Origin of the sequence: Polaribacter sp. Q13 (assembly GCF_016858305.2) — a bacterium.
Lineage (GTDB): Bacteria > Bacteroidota > Bacteroidia > Flavobacteriales > Flavobacteriaceae > Polaribacter.
This window is the reverse complement of the sequence record NZ_CP074436.1, coordinates 653,791-672,080: the sequence shown is the minus strand read 5'-3', so window position 1 is coordinate 672,080 and position 18,290 is coordinate 653,791. Positions and strand designations below refer to the sequence as shown.

At 29.6% G+C, this 18,290-nt stretch carries 17 protein-coding genes; 14 read left to right on the top strand and 3 right to left on the bottom strand.

The window, feature by feature from the left end:
* Nucleotides 1-3 precede the first annotated feature (3 nt).
* Genes JOP69_RS02570 through JOP69_RS02560 form a run of 3 tightly spaced genes read left to right on the top strand, consistent with a single transcriptional unit; the run spans nt 4 to nt 2,066 of the window.
* Nucleotides 4-906: a cation diffusion facilitator family transporter gene (locus JOP69_RS02570; RefSeq protein ID WP_203393002.1), complete on the top strand. Its 903-nt coding sequence runs from the start codon at nt 4-6 to the stop codon at nt 904-906.
* Nucleotides 907-917: 11 nt separating this feature from the next.
* Nucleotides 918-1,355 carry a nitrophenyl compound nitroreductase subunit ArsF family protein gene (locus tag JOP69_RS02565; protein ID WP_203393003.1) on the top strand — a complete coding sequence of 146 codons (438 nt, stop codon included), beginning with the start codon at nt 918-920 and terminating at the stop codon, nt 1,353-1,355.
* Nucleotides 1,356-2,066 carry an aromatic aminobenezylarsenical efflux permease ArsG family transporter gene (locus JOP69_RS02560; RefSeq protein ID WP_203393004.1) on the top strand — a complete coding sequence of 237 codons (711 nt, stop codon included), beginning with the start codon at nt 1,356-1,358 and terminating at the stop codon, nt 2,064-2,066.
* A 1-nt stretch (nt 2,067) separates the two neighbouring features.
* Here JOP69_RS02560 and JOP69_RS02555 read toward each other — a convergent pair whose 3' ends face one another.
* Both JOP69_RS02555 and ychF read right to left on the bottom strand, forming a co-directional pair.
* The gene (locus JOP69_RS02555; protein ID WP_203393005.1) at nt 2,068-2,856 is read right to left on the bottom strand and encodes a transglutaminase family protein; all 789 of its coding nucleotides are present in this window, start codon (nt 2,854-2,856) and stop codon (nt 2,068-2,070) included.
* 376 nt (nt 2,857-3,232) lie between these two features.
* Entirely contained in the window at nt 3,233-4,324 is a 1,092-nt protein-coding gene (ychF, locus tag JOP69_RS02550; RefSeq protein WP_203393006.1) for a redox-regulated ATPase YchF, read from the bottom strand.
* Between the two features lie 155 nt (nt 4,325-4,479).
* Between ychF and JOP69_RS02545 the strand changes: the two genes are divergently transcribed.
* Complete coding sequence (locus JOP69_RS02545) at nt 4,480-5,994, top strand: carboxypeptidase-like regulatory domain-containing protein (protein ID WP_203393007.1); 1,515 nt, start codon at nt 4,480-4,482, stop codon at nt 5,992-5,994.
* A 58-nt stretch (nt 5,995-6,052) separates the two neighbouring features.
* Here the strand turns inward: JOP69_RS02545 and JOP69_RS02540 are convergent, their stop codons facing one another.
* The gene (locus JOP69_RS02540; RefSeq protein ID WP_203393008.1) at nt 6,053-6,403 is read right to left on the bottom strand and encodes a 4Fe-4S dicluster domain-containing protein; all 351 of its coding nucleotides are present in this window, start codon (nt 6,401-6,403) and stop codon (nt 6,053-6,055) included.
* A gap of 69 nt (nt 6,404-6,472) precedes the next feature.
* Between JOP69_RS02540 and JOP69_RS02535 the strand changes: the two genes are divergently transcribed.
* The 10 genes from JOP69_RS02535 (at nt 6,473) to JOP69_RS02490 (ending at nt 18,213) form a co-directional block, all read left to right on the top strand.
* The gene (locus JOP69_RS02535) at nt 6,473-7,534 is read left to right on the top strand and encodes an acyl-CoA reductase (protein ID WP_203393009.1); all 1,062 of its coding nucleotides are present in this window, start codon (nt 6,473-6,475) and stop codon (nt 7,532-7,534) included.
* Between the two features lie 93 nt (nt 7,535-7,627).
* Nucleotides 7,628-8,689 (top strand): 3-phosphoserine/phosphohydroxythreonine transaminase, encoded by a 1,062-nt coding sequence (gene serC / locus JOP69_RS02530; protein WP_203393010.1) that lies wholly within the window; start codon nt 7,628-7,630, stop codon nt 8,687-8,689.
* Nucleotides 8,690-8,769: 80 nt separating this feature from the next.
* The gene (locus JOP69_RS02525; protein ID WP_203393011.1) at nt 8,770-9,723 is read left to right on the top strand and encodes a D-2-hydroxyacid dehydrogenase; all 954 of its coding nucleotides are present in this window, start codon (nt 8,770-8,772) and stop codon (nt 9,721-9,723) included.
* 208 nt (nt 9,724-9,931) lie between these two features.
* On the top strand, nt 9,932-10,603 hold the full coding sequence (locus JOP69_RS02520) for a YggS family pyridoxal phosphate-dependent enzyme (protein ID WP_203393012.1): 672 nt from the start codon (nt 9,932-9,934) through the stop codon (nt 10,601-10,603).
* A gap of 23 nt (nt 10,604-10,626) precedes the next feature.
* Nucleotides 10,627-11,706, top strand: a complete 1,080-nt coding sequence (locus JOP69_RS02515; protein WP_203393013.1) for an exonuclease domain-containing protein — start codon at nt 10,627-10,629, stop codon at nt 11,704-11,706.
* Nucleotides 11,707-11,958: 252 nt separating this feature from the next.
* Nucleotides 11,959-12,786, top strand: coding sequence for an ion transporter (locus tag JOP69_RS02510; RefSeq protein WP_203393014.1), 828 nt, complete (start codon nt 11,959-11,961; stop codon nt 12,784-12,786).
* A complete protein-coding gene (miaA, locus tag JOP69_RS02505; RefSeq protein ID WP_203393015.1) occupies nt 12,787-13,710 on the top strand; it encodes a tRNA (adenosine(37)-N6)-dimethylallyltransferase MiaA in 924 nt (307 codons plus the stop codon).
* 54 nt (nt 13,711-13,764) lie between these two features.
* Nucleotides 13,765-14,283: an OmpH family outer membrane protein gene (locus JOP69_RS02500; protein WP_203393016.1), complete on the top strand. Its 519-nt coding sequence runs from the start codon at nt 13,765-13,767 to the stop codon at nt 14,281-14,283.
* 355 nt (nt 14,284-14,638) lie between these two features.
* A complete protein-coding gene (locus JOP69_RS02495) occupies nt 14,639-16,078 on the top strand; it encodes an SIR2 family protein (protein WP_203393017.1) in 1,440 nt (479 codons plus the stop codon).
* Nucleotides 16,078-18,213: an ATP-binding protein gene (locus tag JOP69_RS02490; RefSeq protein ID WP_203393018.1), complete on the top strand. Its 2,136-nt coding sequence runs from the start codon at nt 16,078-16,080 to the stop codon at nt 18,211-18,213. The genes JOP69_RS02495 and JOP69_RS02490 overlap by 1 nt, the downstream gene beginning before the upstream one ends.
* Nucleotides 18,214-18,290: the final 77 nt, after the last annotated feature.

Sequence of the window (18,290 nt, the reverse complement as noted above, 5' to 3'; positions counted from 1 at the left end):
CTTATGGCACATTCACACAACCACGCACCTCCAACTTTAAACTCTAAAGATATTAACCGCTCTTTTCTAATAGGTATTGCTTTAAATGCTGCATACGTAGTCATAGAATTGTTTTATGGTTGGAAAATTGGTTCTACCGCTTTACTTTCTGATGCGGTACATAATATTGGTGATATTTCTGGATTGCTATTGGCTTTTCTAGCCTTTCGGTTACTTCGTTTTAAACCCAATTCCGTATTTACATACGGATTAAAAAAAGGTTCTGTATTGGCCTCTTTTATCAATTCTATATTATTAGCTTTTGCTATTGGAGCCATTGCTTGGGAAGGAGTTCGTCATATTCTAAATCCGCATAACATTAACGGAAATATAGTGATGATTGTGGCTGCCATAGGAATTGTCATTAATTTTTCATCAGCTCTTTTATTTCGTAATAAAAAGAAAGACGATTTAAATATTAAAGCAGCTTATTGGCATTTAATGGCAGATGCATTAGTTTCTTTAGGTGTGGTAATATCTGGATTAATTATAAAATATACTGGTTGGAATTTAGTAGATGGAATTGCCGCAATTCTTGTTGCTTTAGTTATTCTAGGTAGTACCTGGAGTCTTTTTAAAGATAGTATTATAGCTATGATGGATGGTGTTCCATCAGAAATAAACACCCATGAAATTACTTCACATATAAAAGAGGTAGCTGGTGTTGCAGGTGTGCATCATATTCATATCTGGAGCATGAGCACCAATGAAAATGCACTAACCTCTCATATTGTAGTAGAAGACTTAAATGATATTCCAAGAATTAAATCAGACATAAAAGAGGAATTAAAGGAACATAATATTACACATAGCACCTTAGAGTTTGAATTAATAGAAGAAAAGTGTTTAGAAAAAAATAAACTTTAAATCAATTTCACATGAAAAGAATCAAAATTTTTGCAGTATTAACCATCGTTTTAATACTAACCGCTTGCAGCGGAGAAAAAAAGAAGAATGAGCAATCTTTAGATCAAGCTATTTCTAAAATAGAAGTTATGGACTTCCACTCTACGCACCGTTGTATGACTTGTAATGCAATTGAAAAAAACACTAAATATACTTTAAATACCTATTTTTCAAGAGAATTAGAAGAAAATAAAATTACATTTCAAGTAATTAATGTTGACGAAAAAGAAAATGAAAAAGTTGCTGAAAAATTTGAAGCTGCTGGAACTGCATTAATTTTAAATGTGATAAAAAACGGAAAGGAAACAAAAATAGATTTAACTGATTTTGCTTTTATGAATGGAAACGACCAAGATGTCTTTTCTAAAGAATTAAAAGCTAAAATAGACACGGAATTAAAAATCCTATAAATGGATTTTTTACAATCTCTTTTAGAGCATTACAATTTCCCTATTTTATCAGCCTTCATACTCGGACTAATGACTGCCATTAGTCCGTGTCCTTTGGCTACCAACATAACGGCAACTGCATTTATCTCTAAAAACATTTCTAGTAAACGGAAAGTTTTTTTAAGTGGATTGTTATATTCTTTAGGTCGTAGTTTTAGCTATACTACCATTGGGTTGATATTGTACTTCGGTGCGAGTAAATTTCATATTGCTCGTTTTTTAAATCAGAATGGAGAAAAATTTTTAGGCCCTTTATTAATTATCATTGGTTTGATTATGCTAAATATTATCAAACTTAATTTTTTAGGAAAATCTAATTTTCAAGAAAAACTATCCGATAAATTTAAAGACAAAGGCTTATTAGGTTCCTTTTTAATTGGAGTCGTTTTTGCGTTAGCATTTTGTCCGTATAGTGGCGCTTTATTTTTCGGAATGTTAATTCCGATGACCATTGCATCTGCAGACGGCTTGTATTTACCTATAATTTTTGCATTAGGTACCGGATTACCTGTTATTCTTTTCACCTATTTATTAGCTTTTACAGCAGGAAAAGTGGGTGTGTTTTACAATAAAATAACTAAAATTGAAAAAGTAATGCGTACTGTTGCTGGTGTGGTTTTTATATTGACAGGCTTGTATTATGTTGCTATTTTTACAGGAATATTAAAATAACTTAATTTTTAATTTGCAATACATTAATGCGTTGTACTAGTGAATGCGCAACGGGTCCGAATTGGTTAAAAATAGCAACATCAACAGCGTCAAGACCATAACCTATAGTTACATACCCTCCTTTTTTACCAGTTTGGGTAGCATCAAAAGTATACCATCGTCCTCCTATATAAGCTTCAAACCAGGCGTGCATATCCATAGGCTCTAATTTATATAAATAACCAACCACCATACGAGCAGGAATGCTTAAACTTCTACATAAAGCTATGCCTAAATGTGCTAAATCTCTACAAACTCCAGATCGTTTTTGATACACTTCTGTAGCAGAAATAGGATAATCACTACTACCCGGAATATAACTGATATTATTTCGCAGCCATTCTTCTATAGCAAATACTTGTTTATAACCAACCGGTTTATTTGCAGTAATAGTATTTGCCAAATCATTAAAACGGTCAGACTCACAGTATCTACTTGGCAACAAATAACAAAGCACATCATTAGGTAGCTGATGTATTTCTACAAAAGGTGCATCAAAATTTACATCTACAAATTCAGAGGTTTTTACATCTGAACTCGTATAAATTGAAAACTTACCTATTGGAGCTACCAAACGCTGACATAAGTTACCAAAATCGTCCGTAAATTCAATAATATTTACATTAGGAGATATTTTAAATTCATCCCGCTCAATCCATTGTTCTGCACCACTACGTGGACGCAACCTTACAATAAAAGGGGTTGGTGTTTCTATATCAAAAACCAAATTACAACTAACATGTAACCACATAGATAAATCTTATTAATAACAATTGTTATTACCAAAATTGGCAACACTTAAATATAGTAGATTCCTTATAAAGAAGTGTTGCTTTATATGTTTTAATAACGTCATAATTATACGTAAACAACAATTATTAGTCCTATAATTAGTGAATTAAGCACTTTATAAAAAGAGATAACAATCTATTTCTTTTTAATCAATAAATTTTAGTCTTCTTATTGTTTATCAATAATTTATTTTCATAAAATGAATCAGATAAAAACATTTCTTAAAGTATTCTTTTAAAAATAGATATGTGATATCATAGAAAAATCCCAATAATTTCTCATTGGGATTTTTTTAAATTTTATAAAAATAATTCTAAAATTAGATTTAGAATTTATTACACATTAAATCTAAAGTGCATGATATCACCATCTTTAACAATGTACTCTTTACCTTCTACTTTCATTTTACCAGCTTCTTTTACTTTTGCTTCAGAACCATACGCTACAAAATCTTCATAAGCAATTGTTTCTGCTCTAATAAAACCTTTTTCAAAATCTGTATGAATAACTCCTGCAGCTTGTGGCGCAGTAGAACCAATAGGAATTGTCCAAGCTCTAACTTCTTTTACACCTGCTGTAAAATAGGTTTGTAAGTTTAATAATTTATATGCAGAACGCACCAATCTAGCAACACCAGCTTCTTCTAAGCCCATATCTGCTAAAAACATTTGTCTTTCTTCGTAATCGTCTAACTCTGTAATATCTGCTTCTGTACCTACTGCTAAAACAATAACTTCTGCATTTTCGTCCTTTACAGCTTCTTTTATTTTTTCTACATACTCATTTCCAGAAACAGCAGCACCTTCATCTACATTACAAACATATAATACTGGTTTTAAAGTAATAAATTGTAACGGCTGTACAAACTCCATTTCTTTTTCTGTAAACTCTAAAGTTCTTACAGAAAGTCCTTTTAATAAAGTTTCTTCAATTTTAAGTAAAACAACTAATTCTGCTTGCGCTTCTTTATTACCTGTCTTAGCAGTTCTTTTTACACGTTCTAAACGTTTTTCTACTGCTTCTAAATCTTTTAATTGCAATTCAATATCAATCGTTTCTTTATCTCTTACAGGATCTATAGAATTATCAACATGAATAATATTGTCGTTATCAAAACAACGTACTACATGTAAAATAGCGTCTGTTTCTCTAATATTTGCTAAAAACTGATTTCCTAAACCTTCACCTTTACTTGCTCCTTTTACCAAACCAGCAATATCTACAATCTCTACAGTAGCGGTTTGAACTCTTTCTGGAACAACTAATTCTTCTAATTTTTTTAAACGTGCATCTGGTACGTTTACAACTCCTAAATTTGGTTCAATAGTACAAAAAGGAAAGTTTGCACTTTGCGCTTTTGCGTTTGATAAACAGTTAAATAAAGTTGATTTTCCTACGTTTGGTAATCCTACAATTCCGGCTTTCATCTAAATAAATTTTGCTTCAAAAGAAAGTTTTTAACTTAAAATTAATAAACTCTCTTAAAGTTTTAAGAATGCAAATATAATACTTTGTTAAACTTAAAATGATTTTTATTTATAAATAAAGAATAACGGTACATTTATAAAAAAATCAACCATTTATGATAAAAAAACTACTTTATGCTACATTACTATTTTTGAATATTATAGTAATCAATTCACAAACAATTTCTGGTAAAGTCATCAACCAAAATAATTCAAATTCCATTGAAAAAGCAGCTCTTTTAACAGACCTAAAATCAGGAACAACTTCGGATGAAACGGGTACATACACCTTAAATTTAAGTAAAGTAAAAACACTTACTGTTTCTTGTTTAGGATATCAATCTAAAATCATTACAAAAAAGCAATTAATAAACAATCATTACATTATAAACTTACTAGAAGACGTAAACCAACTAGATGAATTTCAACTAAACCTTACCAAAGTTACTTTGGATAGTTTATTGATTAAAACAGCTACTAACATGAAAGAGAATTACCTTTCATCACCCGTAAAACAAGATGTTTATGCTATCGAGAATCAAAATTTAGACTTTAAAAAGCTAGAGTTCGAATTAAATGCTAGTTCACTTTTAAGTAGAAAAAAAAGAAAATTAGCAGAAAAAGAATTAATGCAATTTGCTGATAATCTTCAAGAAAAAAACCCTGCTTTTGGTACTGAATTTAAAGCAACTGTTCTAAATAAAAAATTCTATTCTGAAGAACGTAAAAAAGAGGTAGATTCTTATAAGGTAGAAGCTATTCAGGGTTTTAAAAAATTAGATATAGGTAATGGAGTAACCTTAGAAAATATTACTCAAAGACTACAAAATATAGTTTTAAAACAATTAAATTCTAAAAATACCTATAAAGTAAAATCTGGACTTTTTAAGCTGGAAGACTCTTTGTCTATGGCAGAAACAACTAGAGTTGCAGATTCAATAGCAAAAGACAATACTTTTAGTGATTACAATCAAAGTTATCCGCTTAGAAATTTAAAATATACAAGTGTATTTTTTAATGCTTCTACCGAAAAGAATTTTCTTGATCAGAAATATTACGAACATCAATTAGAAGAAAATGAAATATTAGGAACTAAAAAATATTATGTAGTTTCATTTACGCCAAACAAATCAAAATCTAAATATTCTGGTAAAATGTATATTGATCCAACTGATTTTTTTATCAAAAAAATAAAATATACCTATGCGGATGGAAAACGCGGACAACATTTAAATTTAAAGTTTTTATTAGGAATTAAATTCTCTGAAAACGAACATAATGTAACCATTTTTTATGAAAAAGATAAAGACGAAAAAATATACAGTTCTTACATAAAAGAATCTAAAACAAATTACGCCTACATAGATAGACCTATAAAATTTATAGAAAATGCTGATGAAAGAAACAAGGTGAAATTTAATATAAAAGTAGAAATAAATGTAAAGGAAGACAGGGAAACCTATGTAAATAATATTAGAAATTTTGATTCTGATAGTTTTAAAAAGAAAACCAAAGAAGAAATTAAAGAAGCCTATAAAAAAAGAACTCTTTTTATGACTTCAGAAGCTTATGACGCTTCTAATTGGAAAGATAAAACTTTAATTCATCAATACTTAGCACAGTATAACTAAACAAAAAAGCCCCAAATCTAATAATTTGGGGCTTTTATAATATTCTAAAATATTTTATTTAGTCGTTATGCAAAAATTGTTGTTTTGCTAACAACTCTTCTTCTGTTTCTACAACGTCGTCATCTGGCACACAACAATCTACAGGACATACTGCAGCACATTGTGGCTCATCATGAAAACCTTTACACTCTGTACACTTATCTGGAACGATGAAATAAATTTCATCTGAAACTGGTTCTTGATCTTCATCGGCATTTACAGACTTACCATTCGGTAAAACTGCATTTCCTTTTAAATCGGTTCCGTCAGAATATTTCCAATCGTCTGCTCCCTCGTAAATTGCAGTGTTAGGACATTCTGGTTCACATGCCCCACAATTTATACATTCATCTGTTATTATAATTGCCATAATTTTTGTTCTGTTTTTGTACCTTTGCAATTGCAAAAATAAAGCCAAAATAATAGACAACCAAAATAAATGGATAGTATTCAAAACAGAATTATTGCTTTCGCAAAATTAGGCGCCTTTTTAGGGCAGTTTTCTATCGATAAAATAAAAAAAATCGATAATATTGAACATAATGAAATCTTTTTTGATGGCTTTTTACATCAGATAAAATTAGCCCAAGAAAAGAATTCTTGGTTTACTAAAGACAACCTTTTGTTCTCTTTAAATAGCTTACATAAATCACTAACAGAAAATAACTTAAATAAGTTTACCGAAAGTTTTGATTTAAATAATAAATCATCTAAAAAAGTAGCGATTGTAATGGCAGGAAACATACCTTTGGTAGGTTTTCATGATTTTTTATCCGTATTAATATCTGGTCATTCGGTATTGGTAAAGCAATCTTCTAGTGATAAACACTTATTACCCTTTTTAGCAAAGTATTTAGAGTATGTAGAACCTACTTTTAAGGGAAAAATCACTTTTACGGAAGAAAAGTTGACAGATTTTGATGCTGTTATCGCTACCGGAAGCGATAATACGGCCCGTTATTTTGAATATTATTTCAAAAATAAGCCAAATATTATCAGAAAAAGTAGAAATTCGGTGGCGGTTATCACCGGAAAAGAAACGGAAGATGATTTTATAAAATTATCTGATGATATTTTTCAATATTTTGGATTAGGTTGTAGATCTGTTTCTAAATTGTATGTCCCAAAAGGCTATAATTTTGATACCTTTTTTAATGGAATGTATGCTAAAAAAGATATGATTGAAAACGCAAAATATGCTAATAATTACGATTATAACAAAGCGGTATACCTAATGAGCTTGTTTGATTTATTAGAAAACGGTTTTCTAATGATTAAAGAAGATGAAAGCTACGCCTCTCCTATTGCCACAATATTCTATGAATATTATGACAATGAAACAGATTTAAAAATAAAATTACATCAAGATAAAGAGAAGATACAATGTATTGTTGCCAAAAACTTTATAGAAAATGAAGTTGCTTTTGGGCAAACACAACATCCAGAGTTAACAGATTATGCAGATGGTGTAAATACCTTAGAATTTTTATCAAAAATATAATCCTCACAAAAGGATTTTAAAAACAAATTAACGTTGGCTTATTTGCTGACTTAAATTATTATAATAAAAGTAGTTAAACTTAATTTTATTCAAGTGAAAAAACATAATTTTAGTGCAGGTCCTTGTATTTTACCGCAAGAAGTGTTGCAAAAAGCATCAGAAGCAATCTTAAATTTTAATGATGATAATTTATCATTAATAGAAATTTCTCACAGAAGTAAGCCTTTTGTAGAAGTAATTGAAAAGGCACGTTCTTTAGCTTTAGAGTTGTTAGGATTAGAAAATAAAGGCTACCAAGCATTGTTTTTACAAGGTGGTGCTAGTTTAGAGTTTTTAATGGTTGCTTACAATTTATTAGATAAAAAAGCAGCTTATTTAAACACTGGTACTTGGGCAGATAAAGCTCAAAAGGAAGCAAAAGCTTTTGGAGAAGTTGTAGAAGTTGCATCTTCTAAAGACAAAGGTTACAACTATATTCCTAAAGGATATACCATTCCAGCAGATGCAGATTATTTTCACTGTACAAGTAACAATACAGTGGCAGGTACGCAGATGAAAGCTTTTCCGGAAACGAATGTTTCTTTGGTTTGTGATATGAGTTCAGATATTTTTTCTCGTCAGTTAGATTTTGAAAAATTTGATCTTATTTATGCAGGTGCTCAGAAAAATATGGGTCCAGCAGGTACAACTTTAGTTATTATTAAAGAAGATATTTTAGGTAAAGTAGAAAGACATATTCCTTCTATGTTAAACTATCAAATTCATATTGATAAAGATAGTATGTTTAATACACCTTCTGTATTTGCAATCTATGTTTCTATGTTAACTTTACAATGGTTAAAAGATTTAGGCGGAATTCCTTTTATTGAAGAAGTAAACAATAAAAAGGCGGCTCTTTTATATGCAGAAATAGACAGAAACCCTTTATTTAAAGGAATAGTAGCTAAAGAAGATAGAAGTACCATGAATGCTACTTTTACTTTAACAGATGATTCTTTAAAAGAAAAATTTGATACCTTATGTAAAGAAGCTGGTATTAGCGGTATAAATGGTCATAGAAGTGTTGGTGGCTATAGAGCTAGTATGTACAATGCATTGCCTTTATATAGCGTGCAAGTTTTGGTAGATGTAATGAAAAGCCTGAGCCCATCCTAACCTTCCCAAAGGGAAGGAACTCTCACTGTTGAGTAATAATTAAACAGTTAAACAAATACACGATTCAACAAGAAATTAGAATGAAAATATTAGCAAACGATGGAATTTCTAAAAGCGGAATAGCTGCTTTAGAAAAAGGAGGATTTGAAGTACTAGACATAAAAGTAGCACAAAATCAGTTAGAAAATTATATCAATGAAAACAATATTGATGCAATTTTAGTAAGAAGTGCAACACAAGTTAGACAAGAATTAATAGAAGCTTGCCCTAGTTTAAAATTAATTGGTCGTGGTGGTGTTGGCTTAGATAATATTGATGTAGAATATGCAGAAGACAACGGTTTACAAGTAATTAATACGCCAGAAGCTTCTTCTAGTTCTGTGGCAGAATTGGTTTTTGCACATCTTTTTGGTATGGCTCGTTTTTTACATTCTTCTAACCGAGAAATGCCTTTAGAAGGAGATTCTCGTTTTAAGGAATTGAAAAAAGCGTATTCTGAAGGAATTGAATTAAGAGGAAAAACCATTGGTATTATCGGTTTTGGACGTATCGGACAAGAAGTTGCTAAAATTGCTATCGGAATAGGAATGAACGTTTTAGCTACAGATGATGAAGTAACAAGCGCTCCGATAACTTTAGAGTTTTTTAACGGACAAAAAACTACTATTATTATTGATACAGTAGATAAAGAAGAACTTTTAAAAGAGTCAGACTTTATTACTTTACACACACCAGAACAAGAAGATTATATTATTTCTGCATCAGAAATTGAAAAAATGAAAGATGGTGTAGGTATTATAAACACAGCAAGAGGTGGCGTTTTACATGAAGTAGACTTAGTAAAGGCTATAGAAAGTGGTAAAGTACAATTTGCAGGTTTAGATGTTTTTGAAACAGAACCAACACCGGCAGTACAATTATTAATGAATCCAGAAATTTCTTTAACTCCACATATTGGTGCGGCCACTAAAGAAGCACAAGACAGAATTGGCGTAGAATTAGCAAATCAGATTATTGCTTTGTTAAAAAATTAGAATAAAGGTAAAAGATAATAGGTAAAAAAACCGTGATCTTTACTTTAATATAGAAACGCAAAGTTCGCAAAGTTTTATCGCTAAGAGCGCAAAGAAATAGTCTGTAAAATATTTTTCTTAAAACATTTGTAAAGAACTGTTTTAAAAAATTAAACTCTGTGTTTCTCTGTGAAACTTTGCGAATCTCTGTGTAATAACAAACTTAAACATGATTAAAGAAAACCTATTAAAAGTAAAACAAACCCTTCCAGAAAATGTAACCCTGGTTGCCGTTTCTAAAACCAAACCTATAGAAGACTTACAAGCAGCATATGATGCTGGTCAGCGTATTTTTGGAGAGAACAAAATTCAGGAAATGGTAGACAAATATGATGCTTTACCCAAAGACATTCAATGGCACATGATTGGTCATTTACAAAGTAATAAGGTAAAGTACATGGCTCCTTTTGTAAATTTAATTCATGGTGTTGATAAATTTTCTACTTTAAAGGAAATCAACAAGCAAGCAAAAAAACATGATAAAGTTATCAACTGTTTATTACAAGTAAAAATAGCCAAAGAAGAAACTAAATTTGGTTTTTCTTTTAATGAAATTGATACCATTTTAGCATCAGAAGCATTCGCTGAATTAAAGAATATAAAAATTACTGGTTTTATGGGAATGGCCACGTTTACAGACAATAAGCTACAGTTGAAAGAAGAATTCTCTTCACTAAAAACCTTCTTCGACGCACACAAATTGAAAACTACAACTGAAAACTGTACACTAGAAACTTTATCTATGGGAATGAGCGGAGATTATATGCTTGCTATAGAAAACGGAAGCAATATGGTAAGAGTTGGTAGCGCTATATTTGGTCAAAGAAATTATAATGCTTAATTTTATCCTTAAAGAAAAAGACTTTGTACGCAATTTTAGATATTGAAACCACCGGAGGAAAATTTAATGAAGAAGGCATCACAGAAATTGCTATTTATAAATTTGACGGACATACTACAGTAGACCAGTTTATTAGCCTCGTAAACCCAGAGAAACCAATTCAAGAATTTGTGGTAAAACTTACGGGTATTAATAATAAAATGCTCAGAAACGCTCCCAAATTCTATGAAGTTGCCAAAAGAATTATAGAAATTACTTCAGATTGTATTTTAGTAGCTCATAATACCACTTTCGATTATAGAATTTTAAGTACAGAATTTGATAGATTGGGATATGATTTTAATAGAAACACCTTATGTACGGTAGAATTAAGTCAGCAATTAATTTTAGGCCAACCCTCTTATAGCTTAGGCAAACTTACAAAGTCTTTAGGAATACCTATTACAGATAGACACAGAGCTTCTGGAGACGCTTTGGCAACAGTACAATTATTTAAATTATTGCTAGCAAAAGATACTAGTAAAACCATTATACAAAGTTCTATAAAATATTTTGATAGAAGAGATCAGAAACAAAAATTACGAAAATTAATAGAAGAAATTCCAACCATACAAGGTATTTTTTACATTCATGATAAAGAAGGGAAAGTTATCTTTATAGGAAAAGGGAAAAATATAAAAGCAGAAGTAAATAACCTTTTTTTAAAAGTAACAAGAAGAGCTGTTAAAATTCAAGAAAGAGCACAATCTATCTCTTTTGACAAAACAGGGAATGAACTTTTCACACGCCTAAAATATGCCATAGAATTAGAAGTTTTATCACCTAAATTTAACTTTAAAAAGAAACCAAAATTTATTACTCAAGACTTTAATAATGAAGACTTTATTATCATTGAAAAGGGAAGAGAAATAGAAGAAAATGCCATTATATTAATAGAAAACAATGAGGTTTTTGGTTTTGGATATACAAATTTAAGCAATCAAGAAACCAAGTTAGATATTTTAAAAACGGTTTTAACACCTATTGAAGATAAAATTCAAGCAAAAAATATTATTAAGAACTATATGAATAAAAATAAAGTTCAGAAAATTATTAGATTGTAATTCAAATACTTCTAAATCGTAAATTATAAAACAAGGCAACTATTTGTATTCTATTACTTTTTCTTAATCCAATCGTATTTGTAGAATCAATGTTTCTCTTTTTTAAGTATTTATAAAGCTTTATTTTTAAATATACTTCTTTAGATTCGCCACAGATACATTTTATGAATTTAGAGCTATTAATTATCAATTTCAACAAAAGGACGTAAAGGCCTGTGAAAAACTATACAGTAAAAGAAATTTATATAAAAATTGAAGAATAACTATAAAAATACTTCTTGGAAACATCGTCTTCATGAAATTATTTATGAAGCAGACACCAAAGCAGGTAAATTATTTGATGTTGTCTTATTAATTGCTATTCTAACGAGTATTCTTTTGGTAATGCTAGAAAGTGTAGAAAGCTTTGATGCCAAGTATCATGTCTATTTAAATATTTCTGAATGGATTATTACCATCCTTTTTTCTATTGAATATATCCTAAGAATTATTTCTATAAAAAGGCCTTTAAAATATATATTTAGCTTTTACGGTATTATAGATTTACTTTCTACCATACCCAAATATCTGTCCTTATTCTTTATAGGTTCTCATCATTTGGCAGCTTTAAGAGCTTTGCGTTTGTTAAGAATTTTTAGAATATTAAAACTTGCAAGATATATTGGCGCTTCTAATAAACTATTAATTGCCTTAAAAATGAGCAAAGCAAAAATTTCTGTTTTCTTATTTTTTGTTGTCATACTTTGTGTTATTTTAGGTACTGTAATGTATATGGTAGAAGGTGCAGAAAATGGATTTACAAGCATACCTAGAAGTGTCTATTGGGCAATTGTTACACTAACCACTGTTGGTTACGGAGACATTGCACCTCACACTCCTTTTGGTCAGTTTATTGCAAGCATTGTTATGATATTAGGTTATGGTATTATTGCCATTCCTACAGGAATTGTAAGTGCAGAAATGGCTAAAACTACAGATAATAACGTACAAACAAACACGCAAGTTTGCCCTAATTGTACAAAAGGAAACCATAAAGATGGCGCAGAATTTTGTTATAATTGTGGTAGTAAATTAAACTAAATGACTTCTAATAATTTTTTAATTACCATTGTTGGTCCAACTGCAATTGGTAAAACCGCTTTAAGCATTCAATTGGCAAATCATTTTAAGAGTGCTATTATTTCTTGTGATTCTAGACAGTTTTACAAAGAAATGACTATTGGAACCGCTGTGCCAGATGCAGATGAATTGGCAGCAGCAAAACACCATTTTATACAAAACAGAAGTATTTTTGAAGATTATAATGTGGGCTCTTTTGAAAGAGATACCCTTGCAAAATTAGACGATCTTTTTAAAGAAAACCCAATTCAGATTATGGTAGGTGGCTCTGGTTTGTATGTAGATGCTGTTTTAAAAGGATTGGATTATTTTCCGGAAGTAGACCCTAAAATAAGAGAAGATTTAACGCTAAAATTAGAAAAAGAAGGTGTAACAGTTTTGCAAGAACAGTTAAAAGAATTAGACCCAGAAACCTATAATGTTATTGAATTACAAAACCCTAAACGGGTGATGAGAGCCTTAGAGGTTTGTATTGGTTCTGGCATTCCCTACTCTACTTTTAAAAACAAACCCAAAGCTCCTAGAAATTTTACGTCTATAAAAATAGGATTAGATGCCGATAGAGAAATTATTTATAATCGTATAAATATGCGTGTAGATATTATGATGGAAAATGGCTTGTTAGAAGAAGCTAAAGCATTATACCAACATAAAAATTTAAACGCACTGCAAACCGTTGGTTATAGAGAATTGTTCTCTTATTTTGATGGCGATTTTACCAAAGAGTTTGCTATTTCCGAAATTAAGAAAAACACTAGAAGATTTGCAAAGCGACAAGGTACTTGGTTTAAAAGGGATGAAAACACCTTATGGTTTGATTATCAAACGGACATAAATACTATTATTGCCAAAGTTTCTGATAAAATTAACATTTCAAAACTGTAAAAACTTTTGTAATTCAATCGCTTTTATATCTTTGTTACACAAAAATAAAAATACATGAAATCAAAAATTATATTTATTGCTATTGCACTATTAAGCACCATTTCTATTGCACAATCTAAAGTAGGAACCGTGGATAGCGAATACATTATTAGTCTAATGCCAGAAACCAAAATTGTATCCGAAAGATCTCAAAATTACGGAGCAAAATTAGATTCTTCTTTTAGCATTAAAGTAAAAAGTTATCAAGCAAAAGTAGAAGCTTTTAAAAATAATGAAAAAACATTGGGTGAATTAGCAAAACAAGCAGATATTAAAGAATTGACTACCATGGAAGATGATATTAAAAAATATCAACAAAATGGAAACAAGCTAATGCAATTAAAGCAAAATGAGTTAATGCGACCATTGTACACAAAATTAAGTGAAGCTATTGCTACTGTGTCTAAAGCCAATGGATACACACAGGTTTTAACTATTACTGGTAACGAATTTGCTTACATAGATAATAAATTTGACATTACAGAATTGGTCTTAAAAAACTTAGGCGTTGCAATACCTGCAGCCAAAGAATAGACTTTACTTCTAAGAATATATTATAAGAAGCCTTACAGAAATGTGAGGCTTCTTTTTGTTTTAGACAGGTATTTTTAACGATTAAATAAACTATAATAGAAGTTACTTTATAGGATTTATTCTATAGATAGAAATGACAAATTTTGATGATGTTAATATATAAAAACATATAGTTGATAACATTGCGGGAAACCGTAAACTTTATTGGTTTTTTTATTGGAAATTTAAGGTTTGAAACACGAATGATAAAGTTAGATATTTAATTAAAACTACTCTTTAAAATAGGTCTAACATAGTTCTGACTATTTTTTATTGTATCCTATAAAAAATAATTGCTAAATAAAAATAAAATTGAATGACACATTTTGAACCAACAAATAATAAAATTTTCTTTGGAAACACAGATAAATTATCCGATTGGATAGAAGAAGATTTAGATAAAGGGATAATTATTGACAAAATTAAATTAATGCTCAAAAATTATCTTGAGCTAGATAATGTTAGTTTTCTTTTTGGTTCAGGTACTTCAATTCATTTAGGTGCAGTAGCTATTCGTAATTTCCCAATAGAAGTAGAAAATTATATTAAAGAAGAGTTTGATTTAATTGATGATACATATGAATGTCTACTTTCTGTTATTAAAGAACTACAAGCTGATTTTTTAAAAGAAGGAAAAGATAATCTAATTTCTGGAACTCAAACTTTTGAAGATAAAAGAAAATGGAAATTTAAAATAGAATCTGATATAGTACGTGATTTAGAATCTAATGAAATAGCTATTGAATATGAAAAGGTTTTGAATTATTTAATAGCTAAAGATTTTGTACTTTCTTTAGATAAAAGTCAGATTAGAACAGATAAAATTTCAGAACTAATTACCGCTATAAAAGAGGGGTTATTTTTAGTTTGTGATGTTGACAAAAGAAAAATACCCACATCTGAACTTAGAAAAATAATTAAAAGAGATAAGAAAAAGTCATTTAAAAATGCATTAAAAAATAAATACTACTATCATGAAATGTTTCTTAAGGCTTTATTGCAAAGACCATTAAATCTAAGACGAGCAAATATCTTTACTGCAAACTATGATTTAGCTTTTGAATATGCTTTTGATAAGCTTGGTGTTCATTATATCGATGGTTTTTCTGGATTTCATAAAAGATACTTTAAGCCAGAAACATTTGAATATGACATTTTTTATCCAGGATCTACTACTTCTGGAAAAATACAAAGAATAGAAAAAGTAGTAAAATATTATAAATTGCATGGATCATTATCTTGGGTTAATTCAGAATATAGAGATGCTAATAATCTTTATGGAATTGAAGAAAAACCTTTAGAATTAATAGATTCCCTAAAGAAAAAAGGGGAAATAATAATCTATCCTTCTGCTGTTAAAAAATCATATACTCTTGACTTGCCTTACTCAGAACTTTTTAGACAGTTTGCCTCAACTATAACTCAATCTCAATCGGTTTTACTTACAGTTGGCTACTCCTTTGGTGACGACCATTTCAATGATATTATTTATCAGGCTTTATCAAACCCAACCTTCACTCTTATTGTAGTAGATTTTCAAGGTACACAAAATGAATATATCAAAAAATTAAAAGATCTTAATGACCCAAGAATAATCATATTAGAAGGTGAATTTTTTGGAGACTTCTTAACTTTTTCAGATACATTAATGCCAAATTTCAATAATATTGACAATAACGAAAAAGTTGCAAATACATTAAATGAATTGTTGAGAACAAATACTTCTAAAGTTGAACCAACTAAAGACAAAGAATAATGAGTGAAAGAAGTATTGGAAAAGTAATTTCTGTTGATAGTTTTAGAGCTTATATTCGTCTTGATGATGATTTAAAAAGTCTTTATAAAAGTGGTTATGAAGATATCTTTGAAGTTGCTAGAATTAATTCTTATGTAATTATTCCAATTGGCTCTGATAAAATTGTAGCTATGGTTACAAGTGTTAAATCTATAGATGAAACTGAAATCGGAAAAAATAAGGAGGCTATATTCTTAACAAAATCCGCAAGATATTTGGTAGCAACAATGATTGGAACAATTGAAAATAGTGGAAAATATATTCAAGGAGTTTACAATTATCCTATTCTTGATAATCCTGTTTGGTATGTAACAAGTCAAGACCTAGATAATATTTTTGACCAAAAGAAAAAGGAAGACTCAAAAGAAATCAATTTTGATGATGACTATTACTTACCTATTGGTACTTCTCCTTCGTTTTCAGATTATAAAATAAAAATTAATCCTGATAAGTTTTTTGGTAAACATGCTGCAATATTGGGAAATACAGGTTCAGGAAAATCTTGCACGTTTGCTTCTATAATTCAAAGCATGTTTGATTTTAATTACAACGGAAAACAATTAAAAAATGCTCACATCATAATATTTGACACAAACGGAGAATATAAACAAGCTTTTCAAGGAACAAAACAAACCCCATATAAGAACCTGGAATTAGTTAATCCATTTCATATTGATAAAGATGGAATGAAAGTTCCTTTTTGGTTTATGAATTTTGCTGATTTTGATTACCTCTTTGAACCGACTTCAGGTACACAAGCTCCTGTTTTGAAACATGCGTTAGGGTTAGCAAAAAACCAAACGGTTTCAATTAGTCAAAAACTAATACCACAAGCCTATATATCAAAATTAGAAATAATTATTAACGAATGTGTTACCAATGATTTTAAAATAATTAATACGATTTATGAAGGTTTAGAAGATTTTGGTAAAGAGTTGGTTGAATTAGATATCGATTTTGATAAAACTAAAATATTGGATTCACTTAGAAATCTGATGAAAGAGAAACCAAAAATAACTAAAACAAAAAATGATTATCTAAAAGGTAATATTAGCGCTGCTGTTTTAACAGAAAGTGCAAAAATCTTAAAAACTGAACTCTCTTTATATTATTCTTCAGCTAGAAAGGTTGAAGTAACTAAAGAACGTAATATTGATTTACCTATTTATTTCAATTTTCATGATTTACTAGAAAGTTTTTTTGATGAAGCAATTAGTGAACAAGAAAATTCCGGCAATAGATTAAGAGAATTCGTTTCAACTCTTAGGTTGAGATTGCAATCATACTTAAGTGATGAAAGAATTTCAAAACCACTACTTTTAAATGAAACAGAAGAAATTACAAGTGCATTAGCAAAATTCATCTCATTTATTTTAGGTGATTTCTGTAAAGTATATAACACTGCAGACACAGATTTATTTACTGAATACTACAAATCTAACTTAGGAAAAACTGGTATAGAAAAGTTACAAGAAGCCAAATCTAGTCAGATAACTATAATTGATATGTCTTTATTACCTTTTGAGGTTTTAGAAACGATTACAGGTTTAATTGGAAGGCTTATTTTGGACTTTACTTCTCGTTTGCCTGAAAGTGATCGAGGTAAATTACCAATGGTTATTGCTCTTGAAGAAGCACAAAATTATATTCCTGAAAAAAATCGTGGTGAAAGAGAATCAATAGCTAAAAAAGTATTTGAACGAATTGCAAGAGAAGGTAGAAAATATGGTATTTCCTTACTTGTTTCTAGTCAACGACCTTCAGAATTATCAAAAACAGTATTATCACAATGTAACTCTTTTATTATTCACAGACTGCAAAATCCAGAAGACCAAAAATATGTTAGACAATTAGTTTCTGCTGCTAATGAGGATATTTTACAACAATTACCAATTTTACCGCAACAGCATGTTGTAATTATGGGGGACGCAGTTAGAACTCCTGTGCAGGCAAGAATGAATAATGCCAATCCAAGACCTAATAGTAATAACCCTAAATTCATCGAAAATTGGACTAATGATTTACCCAAAGAATTCCCAAATTATAAAGGTATAGCAGATGCTTGGGAAAAAGGAGAGAAATATAAAAAAGAATAATAAAAACCATGATAACATTCACCAAAATCCTTCCATAAAAAAGGAGAATTTTACAAGTTAAAAACCGAAATTTGTTA